Genomic DNA, 21,108 nt, shown 5'->3' with positions numbered 1-21,108 from the left:
TTTTGAAATGGATAGGATTGTATGAGTACATTCGCTTTTGTACCATGGCACTAATTTCCTTTGCAAAAATGGCTTGAAGACAGAAGACGGGAGACAGAAGTTTAACAGGATATCAAAGCTGCTTTTTAGCCGTTCTGACATTATAGCGGATTATAATAAAATAGTAACATTCAAATCAGGGATCTTCCCATTTCAATTTTTTACTTTTTCAATAATCAATTGAGGCCGTTCAATTTAAAATCTTTGAATAGGCTTTTCAGTTGAATTTATGGTGGAAAAGCCAATACCTAAACAAAGTTTCCTTGGAAGTGTGCAAAATAATGTGTTTTAAATGTTCTGTAATGTTCGGTTTTGAACGTTTTGAGACATTGTTTCATACTGAAAATCAGAATATTCTTTTAAAGATAAACTCAGGAAACTTTGGAGTTGCTGATCGTTTCCATAGTTTTGCGCTCAAATCAAATTTGGAGTGGAGACAAGAGAAAAAATTTTGGATGTAGCAATGGAGCAATTCACCAAGTATGGGGTAAGAAATACCACCATGGATGATATTGCGCGGTTGATGGGGATTTCCAAAAAGACACTTTATCAAGAATTCAAAGATAAAAAGGATTTGGTGCGGGTGACCTTCGAGTTGATATTGGAAAAAGATCAAAAGGAAATGGTCTTTATTAAGGACTCAGGAACCGATGTGGTGGATCATTTGGTGAAGATTTCCAAGATGATCAGAAGAAGGTTGAGCGAGATTAATCCCATGGCAATTTTCGAGGTGCAGAAGTACTTTCCTGAGATTTGGGATCTGTTCGAGGAGCACCGTGAAAAAGTTATTATGACAGATTTCGTCAATATTATAGAGAGAGGAAAACAATTGGGTTATTTCAGGGATGAAATTGATTCTCAGATCATGGCGAGACTTCGTGTCAACCAAATTTCTGAGGCCATGAACCCAAATAATTATTCTAATAGAAGCGTCAATTTAGCAGAAGAGCAGCTCCAGACTATGGATCATTTTCTTCATGGAATATTTACTGAAAAAGGCAGGGAAGCCTATAAAACCCAAAAAGCAAAGCACATTTGAATTATTTGTGATGAAAAAATACCTACTATTAATTTTTGCATTTTTGACCATCTCGTTTGGGGGAACGGCACAGGAAGTTTTGCCTTTGACATTAAAGGAGTCCTTGTCCTATTCTTTGCAGAATAATGTCAATGTTAAGAATGCGCAATTGGAAACCTTGATTTCCAAAGCTACCGTGAAGGAAACCACTGCCACTGGTTTGCCTCAGATTACTGGATCATTTGGATTGAATTACAATCCTTCTATTCCAGTGGTTTTCTTGCCTAATGAGCCTCCTTTCGGAGACCCAAGCATTCCTGGTGATGTGATTCCAGCCCGATTTGGCCTGAGCTATTCTTCCAATCTGGGAGCTAATCTGACCCAGATGATTTTTGATGGTTCCTTCTTCGTGGGATTGCGTGCAGCTAAGACTTACCGACAATTGACTGACTTGGATTTGGTGAAAACTGAGAATGATGTCATCGAATCTGTGAAAAAGGCCTATTTCGGCGTTTTGGTCAATCAAGAGAGAATCAGATTGTCTCAAGCCAACTTGGCAAGAATCGACACGCTTTTAAATGAAACCAGAGCTTTGAATGAAGCGGGTTTTGCTGAGAAAATCGATGTATCCAGAATTCAGGTTCAGAGAAACAATACCTATTCCCAATTGGAAAGAAGCTTGACAGCTTTGGAAGTGAGCAAGCAGATTCTCAAAATCCAGATGGGAATGCCAATGGAGTATGATGTTGAGTTGACTGAGACTTTGTTGGAGCTGAATCCTAGAGAGGAATTGGATGCTTTGCTATTGGAAGAGGGAATAGAAAGAGTGGAAGTGAGTCAATTGCAAACCAATTTGGAACTGACTCATTTGGATCTGAAAAACAATCAAGCCCAGTACATGCCAACCATTGATTTCGTAGCCAATGCGCAACGAGCAGGAGCAGGTAATTCAATGGATGCGGTATTTAATAAGCAAAACTGGTTCGGTTCATCCTTATTAGGTGTGAGTATGTCGATTCCGATTTTTGATGGCCTTTCCAAAAGTGCAAGAATCCAAAAGAATAGAATTCAGATGATGCAATTGGAAAACCAGAAGTTTTTCCTGAATGAAAACATCAAAAATGAAATCTATACTGCGAAAACCAATCTGAAAAATGACCTGACCATCTTGGAAGTCCAGCAGGAAAACCTGGACTTGGCACAGGAGGTTTATGACATCGCAAAAATCAAATACAATGAAGGTGTAGGCTCAAACCTAGAGGTGGTAGAAGCAGATGCAGCTTTGATCGAGGCTGAAATCAATTACCTATCGGCATTGTATGACGGCCTAGTTGCTAAGGTAGACTTGGAAAAAGCTTTGGGCCTTTTAAAAATCAATAATCTTAACTAATCCAACTTTTCCCGAAAGGGAGTAAAGAAAATATCTGAATAGAAATGAAAGCAAGTTTAAAATTTTTACCTATTACCATCCTGATGCTTGTTGCTTACGGATGTGCTTCAGATGAATCGGTGGAGGCAAAGAAAGCAAAATTGGAAGAGCTTCGCACAGAAGCATCCACATTGCAGACCTCCATTCTTGAGTTGGAAGCTGAGATTGCCACCTTGGATCCTGAGTATGCCAAGCAGAATCAGAAAGCAATTTTGATTACGACTACCAAAACTGAAAAAGGAGAATTTGATCACTATGTAGAGGTGACTGGATCTGTTTTATCAAAGAAAAACGTGATCATCAGTGCTGAGACTGGAGGTCGTGTACTAGAAGTGCCAGCTATTGAGGGTATGAGAGTGACAAGAGGTCAAGTATTGGCAAGAATCGACTCTGAGACTATCCAAAGAAATATCGACGAGCTGCAGAATAACCTGGACTTGGCGACTACTTTGTATGAAAAGCAAAAGAGACTTTGGGATCAGGAAATCGGGACTGAGGTTCAATTTCTAGAAGCTAAAAACAGAAAAGAAGGATTGGAGAGAAGTCTGGCTTCTTTGAAAACTCAGTTGGATAAAACAGTTGTTGTGGCTCCTTTTAACGGAACTATCGAAACTGTTCAGGTGAGATTGGGAGAATTGGTTCAGCCAGGATCTTCCATGTTCCAGTTTGTGGGAGAAAGCGATTTGTTTATCGAAGCTGATATCTCTGAATCTTACATCGGAGTGCTGAGCAAAGGAGATAGCGTGGATGTTTCATTCCCTTCTATCAATCAGGAATTGAAAACGAAGGTGAGCGCAGTTGGTGCAATCATCAATCCTAACAACAGAACTTTCAAAGTAGAAGTTTTCCTTCCAAATCTCCCTCAGGTGAAGCCAAATATGATTTCAGTTTTGAAGATCAAGGATTATGAAAATAAGAGTGCGGTCATCGTTCCTGCTTATTTGATCTTGAGTGATAACAAAGGAGATTATATCTATACCGTAGAAGAAGGAGTTTCTAAAAAGCATTACATCAAGAGAGGAAGAACTTTCGACGACAAAACTGAAGTGCTTGAAGGACTGCAGGGATCAGAAACTTTGGTTGACAAAGGTTTCCGTGAAGTTGGAGATAATTTCAAGGTTAATATTTCACAACAATAAATTATGGCTGAGCAACCAAAATCTAAGCATATCAGGGAATTTGGACTGTCCAGTCTGAGTGTAGATAACTCTACCTCGGTGGTGATTTTGACACTGATTATTACAGTGTTGGGCTTAAGTGCCTATAGAACCATGCCGAAGGAGAGTTTTCCTGAAATCGTTATTCCTACAGTCTATGTAGGGACTCCGTATCCGGGTAACTCACCTGTAGATATGGAAAACTTGATCACCAGACCGATAGAGAAGGAGCTGAAAGGGATGAATGATGTCAAAGACATTAATTCTACTTCCGTTCAGGATTTCTCTTCCATCATCATTGAGTTTAACCCTGGTGTGGAAATCTCCAAGGCGATTCAGGATGTAAAAGACGCTGTCGATAAGGCCAAAAGTGAGCTTCCGACAGATTTGGATCAGGATCCAAATGTCTTGGAAGTGAATACTTCGGATTTCCCGATCATGAACGTAAATATCTCGGGGGATTATTCTGAGACGGAGCTGAAGAAATTCGGTGAATACCTAGAGGATGAAATCGAGAAGCTTTCTGAAATCTCCAAGGCTGACCTGGCAGGTACTGTAGAGCGAGAAATCCAGATCAATGTAGATCCCTATAAGATGGAAGCTACTGGAGTGACCTTTGGTGATATCTCTGGGGCTGTTCAGGCAGAAAACGTAACTATTTCTGGGGGTAATATCCGCGCTGGTGATTATACCAGAACTCTTCGTGTGGATGGAGAATTTTCTGATCCATATGATCTGTTGAATATCATCGTAAAGACTGATAATGGGAAAATCGTCTACTTGAGAGATGTGGCTGTTGTCGACGATACTTATAAGGAGAGAAGTTCATATGCACGAAGTAAAAACCTTCCAGTAGTCACTATCAACGTGACCAAAAGATCAGGTGAAAACTTGTTGATCGCAGCAGATAAAATCAAGGAAATCATCGACAAGGCAAAAGCTAATCGATTCCCTTCTGATTTGGAGATTACAATTACCAATGACCAATCCAAGCAAACCAGATTGCAGGTGAGTGACTTGGAAAACTCCATCATTTTTGGGGTGATCTTAGTGGTTTTGGTTTTGATGTTCTTCCTGGGATTTAGAAATGCATTGTTTGTTGGTATTGCGATTCCGCTTTCCATGTTCATTTCATTCCTGATCTTGAATGCATTGGGAATTTCCTTGAACCTGATGGTTTTGTTCTCCTTGATTCTTGCTTTGGGGATGTTGGTGGATAATGGTATCGTGGTGGTCGAAAACATCTATCGATTGATGTCTGAAGGAAAATCAGCCATTGAGGCAGCTAAAGAAGGTGTGGGTGAAGTGGCTTGGCCAATTATCACTTCCACAGCGACGACCTTGGCGGCATTCTTACCATTGGCTTTCTGGGATGATATCGTAGGGGAGTTTATGAAGTTCCTTCCGATCACCTTGATCATTGTATTGTCTTCCTCTTTGTTTGTGGCATTGGTAATCAACCCGGTTTTGACTGCCATGTATATGAAAGTGGAGGATGTGACTAAGGACAAGCCGAAGCAAAAATCAATCATTATTGCGGGGATTTTCTTGGTGCTTTCTACCATTCTTTATTTGATGGGATGGACCGCTTTTGGATCCTTGATGCTGATTGCATGCGTATTGACCTTGTTCAATGTTTTTGCATTGAGAAAAGCAATCCGTTGGTTCCAGACTGTCTTGTTGGTGAAGTTGGAAAACTGGTATGAGTCAACTTTGTCTTACGCTTTGGATGGGAAAAGACCTTACTTCTTCTTTGGAGGTACGATTTTGCTTCTATTCTTATCCTTAGGATTGTTGGGGATCAGAGCTCCAAAAATTCTTTTCTTCCCAGATAATCAGCCTCAATTGATCAATGTCTTTGTGGAGTTTCCTATCGGAACAGATATCGAAGCGACTAATAAATTTGTGGATCAAATGGAGGATGAGGTTTGGGCTACTTTGACTCCATATCAGTCAATCATTGAATCGATGATTACTCAGGTAGGAGAAGGAACAGGAGATCCTTTGGAAGGACCTAGTAACCAGGCTACTCCTCATAAAGCTAAAATCACCATTGGTTTTGTGGATTACATCGACCGTCAAGGTGCGAACACCAATGAAGTGATGGAAGATATCCGTGATTTGGTAGAAAAATATCCGGGTGTTCAGATTACTGTAAATAAACAGAGAAATGGACCTCCTGTTGGTAAAGCAGTAAACATTGAGTTTATCGGTGAGGATTATGAGCAATTGATTGCTTTTGTGAACCAAACCAAGGAATACCTCGACAAACAAAATGTAGCGGGTGTTGAAGAACTTAAGACGGATTTGTCTTTGGGAAGTCCAGAAGTGATCCTGAATATTGATAGAGAGAAAGCCAGAAGATTTGGCCTTTCCACTTCCAATATTGCAACAGAAATGAGAACAGCTCTATTTGGATTGGAAGTTTCCAAGTACAAAGAAGGGGAAGATGATTATCCGATTCAATTGAGATTGATGGATGAATACCGATATGATATCAATACTTTGATCAATAAGAAAATCGGATTCAGAGATAAGTTTGGAACCAAAAGAGAAGTGCCTATCTCGGCAGTGGCTGATGTAGAATATGGTTCAACTTATGGTTCTGTGAAAAGAAAAGACTTGGAGAAAGTGATTACTGTTTCTTCCAATGTGTTGGAAGGGTATAATGCTACTGAAATCAATGCTCAGTTGAAAAACCTAATGGCTACCTATGAGATCCCTGATGGGATTCAGGTGAAGTTCACAGGGGAGCAGGAAGAGCAGGCAAAGTCTCAGGCTTTCTTGATGCGTGCATTGGCAATTGCAGTATCCATGATCTTCTTGATCATCGTTGCGCAGTTTAACTCAGTGACTACTCCATTCATCATTATGGCTTCCGTGGTCTTGAGTACGATTGGGGTATTCTTGGGCTTGGTGATTTTCAATATGGACTTCGTAGTGATCATGACAGGTATCGGGATTATTTCCTTAGCCGGGGTTGTGGTGAACAATGCGATTGTATTGATTGACTATACCAATCTGGTGAGAAGTAGAAAAAGAGAAGAGTTGGGAATCGGAGAAAATGATGTGCTTTCCTATACTGATCTGGTAGGAAGTATCGTTGAATCTGGGAAGACTCGTCTTCGTCCGGTGTTGCTTACAGCGATCACAACTGTACTAGGTTTGATCCCATTGGCAATCGGAATGAATATAAATTTCGGAACTCTTTTGAGTTCTTTTGATCCGCAATTCTACGTAGGTGGAGATAACGCAGATTTCTGGGGCCCGATGGCTTGGACAGTGATTTTCGGGTTAACCTTTGCGACCTTCCTTACGTTAGTGATCGTACCAGTCATGTATTTACTGGCAGATAAGCTGAATATGAAGCTTCGCAAAGTGAAAGCATGATTGATTTAAGGTTGGTGGTTTTTTTTGAACAAACCTCCGGGACTATGTCTCGGAGGTTTTTACTTTTAAAAGGGGCTGGTTTTTAGTTAATTAAGGTTAAAAATAACGTGTCCATGCTATTCGAGATCCCGATTACTATGCAGGAGCAATCTTGAACCCATATCCATCGAGTTTGTAACTTTCAAATCAAATTAATGGATGGTTGAAGAAAGGGGGGTGACGTTTTCTCCTCGGCATCAAGTACCCTTGTGGTTCAAGTCTCCTGACTTGGACAAGCCTAATTAGATTTTTATTAAATTCATACGAAGAGCTTAAGGTGTTTTTCTATCTAACTTTTGAAAGACCAAAAGTTACAAAAGTCTTTTGCCTGAAGTGGCTTGAAAATGCCTTCGGACATCTTCTGCCGGATTGGGTCAAATGCTAAAAATCGGCGGATTTCCGAACATGTTCGGAACTAGCCGATTTTCTTAACGCTTATTGCCTCCAATCCGTCACCAGCCACTTCAAAGCAAATTCAGGAATCTTTTAAGTTTCCACTTTTTTTAAATCGTCTTCATAACTCAACTCTAGTTGTGCGGTGGGTCGTCGCAGCCGCGGGGTGTGGGTAGGATTTGCGGGGGGAAGCTTAGCTGCGACTAGGCCTTTTCGTACTTTTGGGCCATGCCAAAAGTACATTCAAAATGAGAGAGGAAGAGAATTTACTTTAATTGAAAGAGAGGGGATGATATCCGTCTTGGCAAAAACGGTTCAAAGCAGGAGACCTGCTATTCGAGATCCCGATAGCTATGTGGGAGTAACCTGTTCTTTTGTCTTGATACAAAAGAACCAAAAGATCAAGATTTGGCAAAGCTTCAGCCGCACAAGTCCCGCGCACACCCCGCTGCCAAATCCTCCCACCGCACCGATAGATTTAAGCTATCTTCAAATATTTAAAATGTGGAATTTTGATTCTTGCTGTTTAAGATCCTGATAGCTATGCGGGAGTAATCACGAACAATTATTAACTAGACATGCTATTCGAGATTTGCAATCTCGAATCCGATGCTGTTTGAGATTTGTAATCTCGAACTCTTAATCATAGAGTTTGCAAACTAAAATCAAATTATTGGATGGTTGAAGAAAGGGGGGTGACGTTTTCTCTATGGTATCTATTCTTTGACTTTACTTTTCCGTCCTTTTTCCTGTAGGTGAAAAAGGACCAAAAAAACCACCGCTGTCCATTTTTGGGTTAAAATCAATTTCCTCCCCACACGTCGGCAAACTCCTCAATTTTGCATAGAATCTCTTTTAAACTGAAAGTTAGAGTTAGCAAAATTTTCGTCAAACAAGCCTGCCTGCAGCAGGCAGGCTTCCTAATTGCCTCCCTCACAATTGATTTCTTAACACCCAAAACTGGAAGGCGGGTCCTTACTATAATTTTGATTGGCTACAAAATTTGAACCTAGGTCTAAAGATTTGGGATTGAATAGCCCTGGGCTTTAGCCCAGGGTATTTTAGGTGGCTTTCCATTTCCCTCGGCCACGAAAGCATTGTTAGGGGAATCGATAAAATGCCGAGGAGGTGTCGATAATATTGTTGGAAAGACCTTTACTCATGTTGCCTAAAAAGATTCAAGTTTCTTGACCTGAGTCTAAAGATCATAAAAGCACAAGCCATATGACTTGTGCTTTAGGTGTATTAGGAGTTCAATAGAACTTATTTAATCAAAATGGAAGGTCATCTTCGTCGGTTACTGCCGAATTAGATTCGGATTTTCCTTTGGGAGTGCCTAGTAGTAAAAACTCATGTACCACAATCTCTGTGATATATTTTTTTACCCCATCTTTATCTGTATAGTCTCGATTGGAGATCTTTCCCTCAACTGCGATTTCAGAACCTTTGTCAGTATATTTTTCTAGGATTTCGGCCTGCTTACCCCAAATAACGAGGTGATGCCAGGTAGTGTCTGTGATCTTGTCTCCTTGGGCATTTCTATAGGTTTCATTGGTTGCCAAATTTACCTTGCCCATAATTCTTCCAGACTCAAAGGTTTTGATTTCGATTTTGTCACCCATACGTCCGATTAGCTGTACTTTGTTTCTTAGCGCATTCATAATAAGTATTGTTTAAATAAGAATTTGATTTTTCGTTTTCGCCAGAGGGAAAACTTGATGATCCAAAGTTCATGGGAAGAGCAAAGATTAGTCGGTGAATAGTCGACAGTATCCGATAGTAGTCGTTTGTTGTCGGATAATCTTTGTTTTTGGGCTAATTGGGTGGGTTATTAAATAAAAAAAGATTAGTAGGTTTAGAAGGAGTTGAGTTTATACAAGTGTTGTGTGCAAGTTGACCAAAAATGAGACTAACCGAATTAATCCTGATTTTGCTGATATCCAATTTTACTTTTGGACAAAACAAGTATGTCGGAATTTATAATGACCGTTTTTCTGAAAGTATTGAATTGAAATCGGACTCAACCTTTGTTCATAATTACAGATTTGACCTTTCTTCAAGTTGGACAACTGGAAAATGGAAAGTGTCAAATGACACTATTTATTTAAAAACCGAGTTAGTTTCGGACTCTTTGCAAGTTCGAGATTCAAATGGAAATAAAATCAAAGATTCATTAGTGCTTTCAGCTGACCTAAAAATTAACCGAATTGAATTAAATGAATTTATAATGTCATCATTATCAAGTGGCGGACAAAACAGAGTTAAACCACCAAGCAAACTCTATTGGAAAAGGAACAAACTTTATCGGATTAACGAAAATGGAACTCTTGATTTGAGAAAATTAATAGCATTTTGGACTGACAAAAAATATAAAACGTATTTCCGAAAAGAAACTGAATGAATAAAAAAAACTGTGCACAACAACGCATACCCCAAAGCACGGCTGAACCGCAAAACTGAATGATCGAGGAGGGAAACCATAAGAGAACCAACTGAAAACAATATACCTTTAAACCCGTGCCTTGGGTTATGCGAGGCCGTTGGGCGCAAGCCTTTGAGACAAAAAGAGAATGATTGACAACTTAGACAAATATGTAACTTCTGAAAACCTTGACATGAATTGGAGGTTTGAGGATAAAAAGGAAGTCTTGACTCAAATTAAAAGCTTTGACCAAAAAGCTTATGACTTAATTTGGGACAAATTATTTAATGATAACATAGTTGGTAAATTCACGCTGAACAAGGACAGATTTAAGACTTTTGAAGAAAAAGATTTCAATGACGACTATAGTTGGACAACGAAGCGACTTCTAGAATTTGAAAATAGAGAAGATGAAGTAATTTTAATTTGGGAAACCGGACAAGCTATTCTAACAGACCTTCAAACATTCATTGACAACTGGGAGGTCTTCTATTGCCCAAGCTCGGACGACCTTTTAATTATTAACAGTAAAAGGGACTGGATAATTTATTTGGCACACTATGAATGTTTCCAATTTGGACAAGGGATTGGATAGAAGGCCAGCACCCAACAACTAGATTTTCGTCGCGTGCGTAGCACGAACGATGAAACCTATGTTGCACGGAACCGGAAAGGTTCTTATGGGGATTGAGTCAGGATTTTTTGAAGGAAACGAGTTGTCCAATTAGATTGAGAAAAGTAATAATTAAATTCCGATAGCATATGAAAAGGTATTGGGTTCTACTATGCGTTATTCTCTCTGTGCTTTTTCTTGGAATTGCCATTAATCTTTATCCAGGAGGTTCTATCGAGGATAAAAACTCTTTAGGCTTTGACTGGTCCACAAATTTTTTCAGTAATTTATTTTTACCCATAGCCCTCAATGGTTCTGTGAATCCTTCAAGGATTTGGGCGCTTATCGGTATGGTATTCAATTCAATAGGATATGGACTTTTTTTTATTCATACCTCTCGAAAAATACCCCACAAACATACGAAGTTGGTTTTACTGGCTGTAGGGCTTGTAAATATGCTTTTTACTTTCCTGATAGCGACATCCTTGCATGATATCATGGTTACAGTTTCTAGTACCTTGACCATGATAGGATTGTTTTACATTACCATATTTATCTTAAAGACAAAGATTCATTGGTTGAAGTGGCTTTGTATAGTCAGTCTTCTGATATTTTATTCCACCTTGTATTTGTTTGGTGCAGGCAACTGGGGATTGTTGGCTGTGATGCAAAAAGTTACGTTTCTCTGTTTTATGCTGTTGGTTTTGACAATAGAATTTTTCACAAAGGCTGAAGATTTTCAAAAAACAAAACGGACATATTGACAACAACAAAGCGCTAACAATGTATCTACAAAATAGGCGAAATAGCAGTAAATTCAAGTTTGTAGCCCTCAATCACCTATTTTGCAAATACTCACGGTTAGGAGTCAATTTGTAAAACCAAACAGTAACAGACTACAAGTAAACGGATACGAAATTGAATACTCAATTTTGAAAAAAAAAAAGACAACAAAATGGAAAAAGTAAACCTAGAACAGAAATTTCAACTTTTTACGGAACATTGGTCTCCCAAAATAGTAGGCGAACTCAACGGACAGCACGTCAAACTTGCCAAACTCAAAGGCGAGTTTGTTTGGCACAAACACGATCACGAAGACGAACTCTTTTTTGTCGTAAAGGGGAATTTCAAAATGGAGTATAGAGACAAAACAGTAATTGTAAATGAAAATGAATTTTTGATAGTGCCAAAAGGTGTAGAACACAAACCCGTAGCTGACGAAGAAGTATGGGTTATGCTTTTTGAACCGGCAACAACTTTGAATACTGGAGACACAGAAAACGAATTGACCAAACACATATTGGACAGAATATAAAATCAAATGAACAAATGCTTTTTCGTTATTTTATTCCATGAAAAAAACATCCCTTCTGTTTCTACTTTTTACTATTTCAACTCTGGCTTTTAGCCAAACTGAAGGATCTGAAGCGCTTTCTATAGATAGGAAACGTTCAAACTGTCTTTCCTTGGAGACTAACCTCACCACTTCAGGAATGGTCAATTGTGAAATTACTGCCAGGCAAGAATGGGATGAAGAATTGAATAAGTACTACAAATTGCTAATGAGTTTGCTCGACTCAGCAGGTAAAGAAAAGCTTAAGATCGCTCAAAGGCAATGGATAGAGTTTCGGGATAAGGAGTTTGAGATGATAAATGAACTATATCCCGGGCAAATGCAAGGAACGATGTGGATAGTGATAGCTGCAGGACGAAAGACAGATATTGTGAGAAATAGAGCTGGGCAATTGGCAGGGTATTATGATTCAATAGAACAGGATGAGTAAATTAGAGGAGTTCCTTTAAAAGTTGGTTCCTCATCCAGTTTTTGCCTGATTTCAAGTTTTTACCAAATCATTTATTTCTATGGAGTATATCACCCAGGCTGTTTCTTATTCCAAAAAAGATGCTTCTTTCCAAGTCAAAGATGCTGATATAAGTTTTGGGATAACTCCAGAGACAGCCGATACTTTGCCCAATCCTGCTGAACTGTTCCTTGGTTCTCTTTCCGCCTGTATGTTAAAAAATGTTGAGCGTTTTTCTCAGTTGATGAATTTTGAATACGATAAAGCTGAGATTACCGTAAAAGGAATCAGGCTTGAAAAACCTCCCCGAATGGATGAAATCAAGTATGAATTGACTATTTATAGTCAAGATGAAAAACTGAATATTGAACTATTGAAAAGGAATATTGAGAATTTTGGGACCATTTTTAATACCGTGAAATCATCCTGCTCAATTTCTGGAATCATAACCAAAGCAAGTTGATTCATTCAATCAGATAGCTCTTTTCGGCGGGTTTTTCAATTCATTTCTAAATTCCAGTTAGCTCTACTTGGCAGATTTCTTGTTGAGAAGCCAGGGTAAATATTTTTTTTCAAACCCGAAAAACTTTTACAATGATAATGCAGTCCAGAATTTGTCATTCAGTTTTTATCTGTTTCCTGTTGCTGACTTTTAATTCTTTAAGTCAGGAAGTTCCAAGAGATTCACTTCCCTACACTAGTGTCGAGAGAATAGATGCCTCGAACAAGTACTTGGTAGATAGCGTTGCTTTTCCGAATTGGTATGAATTGGAAAATCATCTGATTGAGAATGTAGCCCTGCACATTGATACCTCTTGGTGGAATAGTGAAATCGTGGATATTTTAAACCAATGGAAAGTAGAGAATAGGATTACTGATGATGGGGAAGAGAATGAATATTTTGGGGTAATCAAATCTGTAGATAACCAGTTTGCTGTTAAAAAACTTGTCGGCATTGTACATTACCTATTTGAAGAAACCGGTGGAGGTTATTTCATAAAGAGAACGATAGAAGTCGAGGGGGTAAATATTGGAGAGGTCATCAGCTTATTTGATCCTACAATTGAACTTAATGAGAAAGAACTTGAGATGCATTTAATTTCTCCAGCAAATCCCATTGATCTTCCTAGGAATAGTTCGCCAAGAGAACATCCTTTGGAGAAAAACGTCAAGTTCAATTTCAGTTTGAACAATGAAGATTACGAGTTGATCTATTCGGCTGATTTTAGCCAAAATGGATTTTCTTTTCAAGGATTTGGAACTATCGATCCAACGTATTTTAATGTTGAATTAGAACTGGTTAATCGTGACTCAGGCGTCCACCAAGCATTATACAAATTCCCTCATGACCATGGATTCAATATTTCTGAAATTATAATCGGCGATATTGATAGCGACTCCAAACCGGATATTATTTATAAAATTTCCGATGATTTATGTATTCGTCGATTGGTGTTTTTGTCCAGTATGAAAGGATCCAACCCTTTGATGGGTTACGTTGGCCAAACAGAAGTGAGTTGTGAAGGTTTGTGAGAAATATAGTTGCCATCGTTTCTTACAAAATATTTTTATGAGCTTTAAAATTGAAATCAATCAAAAATGAAAAAAATATTTGGCTTCAAAGTAAGCCTAAATGAACAGGTGATTTGCCGAGCAGGTTTTGAAAAAGAGGATTCAATTGTGACCTGTATCCTACACTCGGTCAGAAGGGCAAATGATGAATCTGAGGAATTGAATATGCAAATCGGGGGGATGAACTCCGAAACCCATCAGCATTTTGATTGGGCAATTAATGCCTTGGATGCGGGAGATAAAGTGACAATTGAAGTGATCTCGGATAATTTTGATAAGCCGGTAAGTGAAAGAAAGAATCTTTCCGAAGAAGAGATTCTTGAGAGGAAACTGAAACAATATTACCGATTAAAAGAAGAGCTCAAGGACCATATTGATAAAGAGTGATTTTTTGGTGATTTCAGACTAAATTGAAATAAACCTAATAACCTATGACAAAAGTAATTTTTGACTGTGCGATCTCTTTGGATGGTTTTTTTGCAGGGGAAAATAGAAGTCCCAGTAATCCCATGGGAGGCATTTCTATGAAGCTTCATCAATGGATGTTTAAGCAAAAAGCATTTTGGAAGCATATCAAGCAGGAAGGTGGCGAAGAGGATGGACAAGATGGAAAGTTGATTGATGATGTTTTTGCCCGAACAGGGTCCTATATCATGGGGAAGCGAATGTTTGACGAAGGGGAAGTAGTCTGGGCCGAGGATCTATTTGAGGCAGATGTTTTTGTTCTGACCCATGAAATGCGCGAACCTTGGGTACAAAAAGGATCTACGACTTTTTACTTTATCAATGATGGATTAGAGAGTGCTTTGGAATTGGCTAAGAAATCAGCTCAAGGAAAGGACGTGAGGATTCAAGGAGGTGCCGAAACCATTCAGCAGTTCCTCAATGCAGGCCTGATTGATGAGTTTTTCATCCATATCACCCCCATCTTTTTGGGGAAGGGAATTCGCTTGTTTGAAGGGATTGATGAGGATAAATATGAACTGAAAGTAATGGAGATAATTCCTTCAGAATATACCACTCATATCAGGTACAAGCTGAATAAAAAATAGAGTTACAAGAATAGAGACTGTTTCAAATTTGAAATTGAAGGCGGTATATTGATTTTCTCCTATTTATTAAGCGATTAGGTTAGGACCACATTTATAATTAATAATTGGCTATGTTTTCTATAGTTTTTGAAAATGTCTGCCGAAAGTAAAAATTGCCGCTATGAAGAGCCCTAAAATAAGTTTTAGAAATCTATGGAAGCACAGAAATGCCTCGATTGTGAATTTGATCGGGTTAACGACGGCAATCACTTCTATCATTTTTATCTTAATTTGGATCCATCACGAACTTTCCTTTGATAAGCATAATGACAACTATGAAAATATTTTCATGGTTGCTTCTGAATGGAAATATTCTGATGGAAAGTCCGATTTTATCATGGAAACCCCCATGCCTTTAGGACCCTATTTGAAAGAAAATATTCCTGAGGTGATTCAAAGTACTAGATTTGAAAAGCAATTTGGCGGAAGGTTTTTGGAAGTTGAAGGTAAAAAATTTCTGGAGCAGGGATTCGCAATAGAGCCTTCATTTTTTGAGGTATTCACTGTGGATATGAAAGTTGGAGAGGCTGGAGCAATCGCTACTCATCCCAATTCTATTCTGATTTCCCAAAGATTAGCTGACAAGTTTTTTGGAAATACTGATCCCTTAAATAAGTCAATTTCATTTTTTGTAGATACAGATGAAAAAAGGGAATATAATATATATGGTGTGTATGAAACTATCCAGGATAATTCCTCGCTTCAGTTTGACTTTTTGATTCCCAATTCCCTAAATGAACCCAATAATTGGTTTGCCTTTGGTGAATCCACCTTTGTTTTATTGCCGGATGGGGTTGATCAAATTAATTTTGAAGAGAAAATCTCCCAATTCTATGATTATGAAAATCTTGGTTTTGATATTGAATGGTACCTTCATCCATTGAAGGATATGCACTTTCATAGCGATTTTCAACAGTTTGTTTATCATCCTGGCTCGATCCAATATGTTTATATTTTTTCTATTGCAGCTATTTTCATTTTTATAATTGCCGTTTTGAATTTCTCCAGTTTTGTCAGTGTTTGGATCGCCAATAGACAAAAAGAGACGGGTTTAAAAAAGATTTTGGGTGCTTCTAAATATGAAATTGTAGTGTCCATTCTAACGGAGCCATTTATTTTGGTTTTGATTTCTTTGCTTGGCTCATTTTTACTTTTTAATAGTTTCAGATCATTGTTTAGTCAGTTTTCAGAAAATCCTAATATAGGATTTCATCAAAACGGGTTTATTATTAGTGCTCTGATAGGAATGGGTTTGCTTATTGCCATTATCGTAGGGATTTTTTCCTTTGGTTTAATAGTCAACTTTTCTCGGTCAAATGAATTTAGGCTTAAGAAATTGGCAATTGGAAGGGGCTTTAAGAGATTTTTGATTGTATTCCAGTTTACACTTGCTCTTGTATTAATGAGTTCTACATTTCTTATTTACAAGCAGTTAACATTTATTTTTAATAAAGATTTGGGCTATACTAAAGAGAATGTAATTCATGTTCCGCTCAAAGGAAAGATGGGGGAGAACTATTCCATCATCAAAGAACAACTTCTTACAAATTCCAAAATTGAAAACATTACAAACACTTCTCCCATGATTAAATCGGGAGTTGAAACACCTGGATGGACTTGGGAGGGGATTGATAAGGAGGATAAGCATTCAATTGCAATAGTTCGAGCAGATGCTGATTTCATTAATACATTTGATTTGGAGCTTCTACTAGGAGAGGATTTTTCAACCGAAACTTCCAATCAAAATAAAGTAATCATCAACGAAGAAGCAGCTGAAATCATGGGTTTGGGAAACCCAATATCGAAATCAGTACAATTAAAGGATGAAACCTATGAAGTCATCGGAGTGGTGAAGAATTTTCACAGTCGCCATTTTTCGCATAAAATAAGGCCCTTGATGATCACCTATGGCACGGATACCCATGATTTATATATTCATTATAAGAATGATAAAGACAAAGCTGAAATCATCTCTTTGGTAAAAAATGAATATCAAAATTACGTTGCTGAGTTTCCATTTGAATATTATTTTTTCTCGGAGGAATTTACTGCAACCTATCGTGATGAAAACAAAATGTTGAAGCTTCTGTCATATTTTGTTGCAGTTGCTTTTCTGATATTAAGCTTGGGACTTTATGGTTTATCCAAACAAATGGCCTTGAGCAGGACAAAAGAAATCGGAATCAGAAAGATAAACGGTGCCAAAATCTCTGAAATAATGGTTCTGCTCAATAGAGATTTTGTAAAATGGGTATGTATTGCCTTTGGCATGGCAGTTCCTATTTCTTATTATTTAATGTATGCTTGGCTTGAAAATTTTGCTTATAAAACGGCGATTAGCTGGTGGATTTTTGCAGCAACAGGTCTTTTGGCGATGGTAGTTGCATTATTGACTATTAGCTGGCAAAGCTGGAGAGCAGCGACTCGAAACCCAATTTATGTTTTGAGATATGAATAAGAATTCTTTTAGACCCAAAAACAGGGTTTCCTTGACATACCGCGCATGTTTATTAAATGCCATTTGGTCTTGAATACTTTCTTCACAATAGGTAATTGAACAATGAATTTTCACCAGATTAGGTCTAAGGATGGGCTTTCTGGAGAATTTTAATTGAATGAGGGAAAAGAAAACGCTTTGTACAAGGTTTTAAATCAGCAAAAGGTAAAGATGTGCGGATTCAAGGGGGAGCCGAAACCATTCAGCAGTTCCTCAATGCGGGCCTGATTGATGAGTTTTTTCTCCATATCACCCCCATCTTTTTGGGGAAGGGAATCCGGCTGTTTGAAGGGATAGATGAGGATAAATATGAACTGAAAGTAATGGAGATAATTCCTTCAGAATATACCACTCATATCAGGTACAAGCTGAATAAAAAATAGAGTGACAAGATTAAAAGAGGGGATTCCCTCTTTTTTTATTTATGGCTATTTTTAGAATTGTCTGAAACAAAAAATGAAATGAGATATCTCCTGCTTTTTGGCTTATTGATCTTTTTTGCCTGTAATTCTAAAGAACCAGAAATTATTCAGGAACAAAATAGTGGCAGGAGGATTCGTGAAGTCAAGGAAAATGTTCCTTTGGATTCAATTCGCTTGAGTGATCCGGCGATTTTGGCGGATGCAAAGTCTGGAATGTATTATATGACCGGAACCGGCGGTTGGCTTTGGAAAAGCAAAGATTTAAAACTTTGGAATGGTCCCTATTGGGTGGCAGAAACAGATTCGAATTCCTGGATGGGAAAAAGGCCTATGATTTGGGCGGCTGAGCTCCATCAATACAAAGACAAGTATTACTTTTTTGGCACTTTCACCAATGATCAAATCAAGATTGATACGGTCAAAGACAATGTGATTCCTCGGCGTGCTAGCCATATCTTAGTTAGCGATCAACCTGATGGTCCTTATGTCCCGATGCAAGATCCTACTTATCTTCCTGCAGATGCACCAACTTTAGATGGGACATTTTGGGAGGAAGATGGGATTCCCTACATGATTTATTGTGGAGAGTGGCTCCAAAACTGGAATGGAACGATGTCCAAGATTGAGTTAAAATCCGATTTATCAGGTTCTATTGGAGAAAGTGATACGCTGTTTCGCGCTTTTGATGCGCCCTGGAGTAGAGAAGTGAACAGTGAAGGAGATACCCTGCCAAGTAAGGTGACGGATGGTCCTTGGTTATTCAAAACTCAAACTGGAAAGCTGGGAATGCTTTGGACAAGTTGGGTTTATGATGTCTATACTCAGGGAGTAGCCTATTCAGAAAGTGGAACGTTGGATGGACCTTGGATTCAGGAAGAGGAACCTATCACTCCTCCAAATTTCGGTCATGGTATGTTGTTCAGAACCTTGGAAGGAAAGCTCCTGATGTCCGTACATAGTCATCGAAGTGAAAATGGTCGGTATATCCGCTATCCCAATTTGTTTGAAATGGATGATTCAGGAGATAAATTAATTCTTGGACCGAAATATAATCCCAAGTAAAACCAGCGCCTCATCTATGAAAACGTCAGTAAAGAATTTCTCTTGGATTCTATTTCTTGTCTTGATTGTCAGTTGCAAAAAAGATCAGAAGGAATCCCAAAATCCAAATAACAACTCTGAATTGAAAATCGCGGGTGCCATGAGGGATGTCATGTGGAAAGGAGAATTGGAAGGGAAAATTGGCTTAGATACAATTTCCGAGAAAACAGGATTATATGGCTTAGGACCTTTGGCTTTCCTGAAAGGAGAGATTTTGATCAATAATGGGAAAAGCTATTTTTCCAAAGTGACTTCAGATTCGACTATGGAAGTGATCCAAAGTTTTGACATCTCAGCTCCATTTTTTGTCTTTGGAAATGTAATTGAATGGGATCAAGTAGAATTACCTTCTCAGGTTAAAAGTATTCAGGATTTGGAGGGATTCATCGATGAAAAGTCCTTGGAGCTCAAGCGCCCATTTGCTTTTAAATTGACTGGGAAAGTTTCCAAAGCCAAAATCCATATCCAGAATCTTCCAGAAGGAACCAAGGTGTCCAATCCGGATGAAGCTCATCAAGGCCAAATTAGCTATCCAATTGGGGAAGAAGAAGTTGAAATTGTGGGTTTCTTTTCAACCGAACATCAAGGGGTCTTTACTCACCATGACTCCTATTTGCATATGCATTTGATTACAAAGGATGAAAGCAAAATGGGGCATTTGGATGAGCTGGTGATAGGAGAGATGAGACTTTATTTACCAAACAACTAAGGCTTTCCAAACCTCAAAACAATGTCTCTTAAAGAATCTTTTAATCAATTTCTTTCCGACAGATTTAAAAAAGAAAGAACTACCAAACTCATTCGAAAAAGAGAGAAAGAGTTGGGTTTAGGGGAGTTGATTGCCATTGCATTGGGAGGCATGGTAGGAGGAGGGATCTTTTCGATTTTGGGAATTGCGACAGAGTACATTGGGAATGCAACTCCAATAGCGATTTTGATCGGAGGTGTTTTGGCTTCTTTTGCGGCTTACTCTTATGTGAAGTTGGCCTTGTACTATAAGGATGAAGGGGCAACTTATTCCTTTTTCAAAAAGTCCTTTCCTAATAGCCCATTGGCATCCTCAGCAATTGGTTGGTTGATTGTATTCGGATATATCAGCACCTTGGCTTTGTATGCCTTTACCTTCGCATCTTACTTTTGCAGCCAGATTGAGGCATTGAATGACCCTCTTTGGCAGAAGATTGTTGCTGGTTTGGTGATCACTTTTTTCGCAGTAGTCAATTTGGTTAGTGTCAAAGGAATGGGGAAGTTGGAGGACCTTTTGGTCTATTCAAAGATCATTATCCTACTTTTTATTTCAGGGATGTTGGTAGGGAAAGGGGATATTCAGAATCTTTATCCAGTCTTTGAAAATCAGACCACTTTAGACCAAATTCTTGTTGTTGCAGCTATCACTTTTGTCGCATTTGAAGGTTTTCAATTGGTGATTCATGCTTACAATGAAATGGATGATCCTCAGAAGAATATTCCCAGAGCCATCTATTCATCCATAGGAATTGCTACAGCCCTATATGTGGTATTGGCGATATCAGCATTGGCCACCATCCCCAAGGAAATTATCATTTCGGATAAGGAATATGCATTGGCCGCTGGCGCAAAGACTTATTTGGGAACTTTGGGGCAGTTTATGGTAATTTTTGGAGCTTTGCTAGCCACTTCTAGCGCGATCAGTGGAACCTTGTTTGGGGCTTCCAGACTGATGGCTGTCATAGCTAATGACGGTTATTTCCCCAAGTCTCTGGGGAGAAAAATTAAAGTTCATATTCCTGATAGAGCCATTATTACGATGAGTGTATTAGCTTTTATCCTTTTGGCAACGGGAGGTCTTCAGGTGATTTTAGAATTCGGGAGTATTACATTTATCGGGGTTTCCCTTTTGATGGCTTACACGAATTATAAAAAGAGAAAAGAAACCAATTCCTCCCTTCTTTTGACCATCGTAGCACTTTTAGGGTTGTTTTTTGCTGGTTTGTTGATCATTTATTTTGAATTTACAGTCAACAAAGAGCAGTTTTACTATATCCTTTCCATCTATGTTTTGCTGGGAATAGGAGCTCTTTTCTTTGCGAAAAGGAATGGGAAAAGTGAAGCTTAAAACTCTAAGAGTATTCGGATAAGAAATA

Annotated in this window: 18 protein-coding genes and 1 pseudogene; 18 read left to right on the top strand and 1 reads right to left on the bottom strand. The window is 38.5% G+C overall.

The features are described from left to right. Positions 1–469 precede the first annotated feature (469 nt). Genes BUF13_RS11550 through BUF13_RS11535 form a run of 4 tightly spaced genes read left to right on the top strand, consistent with a single transcriptional unit; the run spans position 470 to position 7,033 of the window. Positions 470–1,078, top strand: coding sequence for a TetR/AcrR family transcriptional regulator (locus BUF13_RS11550; protein ID WP_073571963.1), 609 nt, complete (start codon positions 470–472; stop codon positions 1,076–1,078). A 10-nt stretch (positions 1,079–1,088) separates the two neighbouring features. Further along, positions 1,089–2,447, top strand: coding sequence for a TolC family protein (locus BUF13_RS11545; RefSeq protein ID WP_073572445.1), 1,359 nt, complete (start codon positions 1,089–1,091; stop codon positions 2,445–2,447). Between the two features lie 44 nt (positions 2,448–2,491). Next, positions 2,492–3,625: an efflux RND transporter periplasmic adaptor subunit gene (locus BUF13_RS11540; protein WP_073571962.1), complete on the top strand. Its 1,134-nt coding sequence runs from the start codon at positions 2,492–2,494 to the stop codon at positions 3,623–3,625. 3 nt (positions 3,626–3,628) lie between these two features. Then, positions 3,629–7,033: an efflux RND transporter permease subunit gene (locus BUF13_RS11535; protein WP_073571961.1), complete on the top strand. Its 3,405-nt coding sequence runs from the start codon at positions 3,629–3,631 to the stop codon at positions 7,031–7,033. Positions 7,034–8,736: 1,703 nt separating this feature from the next. Here BUF13_RS11535 and BUF13_RS11530 read toward each other — a convergent pair. Further along, positions 8,737–9,126 (bottom strand): single-stranded DNA-binding protein, encoded by a 390-nt coding sequence (locus BUF13_RS11530; protein WP_073571960.1) that lies wholly within the window; start codon positions 9,124–9,126, stop codon positions 8,737–8,739. 269 nt (positions 9,127–9,395) lie between these two features. On the opposite strand from BUF13_RS11530, the gene BUF13_RS11525 reads away from it, so the two are divergent. The 14 genes and pseudogenes from BUF13_RS11525 (at position 9,396) to BUF13_RS11460 (ending at position 21,080) form a co-directional block, all read left to right on the top strand. Beyond that, positions 9,396–9,866: a hypothetical protein gene (locus BUF13_RS11525; RefSeq protein ID WP_134204432.1), complete on the top strand. Its 471-nt coding sequence runs from the start codon at positions 9,396–9,398 to the stop codon at positions 9,864–9,866. 169 nt (positions 9,867–10,035) lie between these two features. After that, positions 10,036–10,482: a hypothetical protein gene (locus BUF13_RS11520; protein ID WP_073571958.1), complete on the top strand. Its 447-nt coding sequence runs from the start codon at positions 10,036–10,038 to the stop codon at positions 10,480–10,482. Between the two features lie 167 nt (positions 10,483–10,649). Continuing rightward, positions 10,650–11,264: a hypothetical protein gene (locus BUF13_RS11515; RefSeq protein WP_073571957.1), complete on the top strand. Its 615-nt coding sequence runs from the start codon at positions 10,650–10,652 to the stop codon at positions 11,262–11,264. Between the two features lie 191 nt (positions 11,265–11,455). Next, on the top strand, positions 11,456–11,815 hold the full coding sequence (locus BUF13_RS11510; protein WP_073571956.1) for a cupin domain-containing protein: 360 nt from the start codon (positions 11,456–11,458) through the stop codon (positions 11,813–11,815). A 37-nt stretch (positions 11,816–11,852) separates the two neighbouring features. After that, positions 11,853–12,284: a lysozyme inhibitor LprI family protein gene (locus BUF13_RS11505; RefSeq protein WP_073571955.1), complete on the top strand. Its 432-nt coding sequence runs from the start codon at positions 11,853–11,855 to the stop codon at positions 12,282–12,284. A gap of 79 nt (positions 12,285–12,363) precedes the next feature. After that, positions 12,364–12,765, top strand: coding sequence for an OsmC family protein (locus BUF13_RS11500; protein ID WP_073571954.1), 402 nt, complete (start codon positions 12,364–12,366; stop codon positions 12,763–12,765). 137 nt (positions 12,766–12,902) lie between these two features. Then, positions 12,903–13,835 carry a hypothetical protein gene (locus tag BUF13_RS11495; protein WP_073571953.1) on the top strand — a complete coding sequence of 311 codons (933 nt, stop codon included), beginning with the start codon at positions 12,903–12,905 and terminating at the stop codon, positions 13,833–13,835. A 66-nt stretch (positions 13,836–13,901) separates the two neighbouring features. Continuing rightward, a complete protein-coding gene (locus tag BUF13_RS11490) occupies positions 13,902–14,261 on the top strand; it encodes a hypothetical protein (protein ID WP_073571952.1) in 360 nt (119 codons plus the stop codon). Between the two features lie 44 nt (positions 14,262–14,305). Further along, entirely contained in the window at positions 14,306–14,926 is a 621-nt protein-coding gene (locus BUF13_RS11485; protein WP_073571951.1) for a dihydrofolate reductase family protein, read from the top strand. A gap of 160 nt (positions 14,927–15,086) precedes the next feature. Further along, positions 15,087–17,423 (top strand): ABC transporter permease, encoded by a 2,337-nt coding sequence (locus BUF13_RS11480; RefSeq protein ID WP_073571950.1) that lies wholly within the window; start codon positions 15,087–15,089, stop codon positions 17,421–17,423. Between the two features lie 194 nt (positions 17,424–17,617). Then, positions 17,618–17,845, top strand: a pseudogene (locus tag BUF13_RS11475) (dihydrofolate reductase family protein); the annotation flags it as partial. A 78-nt stretch (positions 17,846–17,923) separates the two neighbouring features. Beyond that, on the top strand, positions 17,924–18,946 hold the full coding sequence (locus tag BUF13_RS11470) for a glycoside hydrolase family 43 protein (RefSeq protein WP_073571948.1): 1,023 nt from the start codon (positions 17,924–17,926) through the stop codon (positions 18,944–18,946). Positions 18,947–18,962: 16 nt separating this feature from the next. Then, positions 18,963–19,694 carry an acetolactate decarboxylase gene (locus BUF13_RS11465; protein WP_073572444.1) on the top strand — a complete coding sequence of 244 codons (732 nt, stop codon included), beginning with the start codon at positions 18,963–18,965 and terminating at the stop codon, positions 19,692–19,694. Between the two features lie 21 nt (positions 19,695–19,715). Next, on the top strand, positions 19,716–21,080 hold the full coding sequence (locus BUF13_RS11460) for an APC family permease (protein ID WP_073571947.1): 1,365 nt from the start codon (positions 19,716–19,718) through the stop codon (positions 21,078–21,080). The last annotated feature ends 28 nt before the right edge of the window (positions 21,081–21,108 follow it).

The sequence above is a fragment of the Algoriphagus zhangzhouensis genome (assembly GCF_900148515.1).
Classification (GTDB): Bacteria; Bacteroidota; Bacteroidia; order Cytophagales; family Cyclobacteriaceae; genus Algoriphagus; species Algoriphagus zhangzhouensis.
This window is presented reverse-complemented; position numbering and strand designations above follow the sequence as displayed.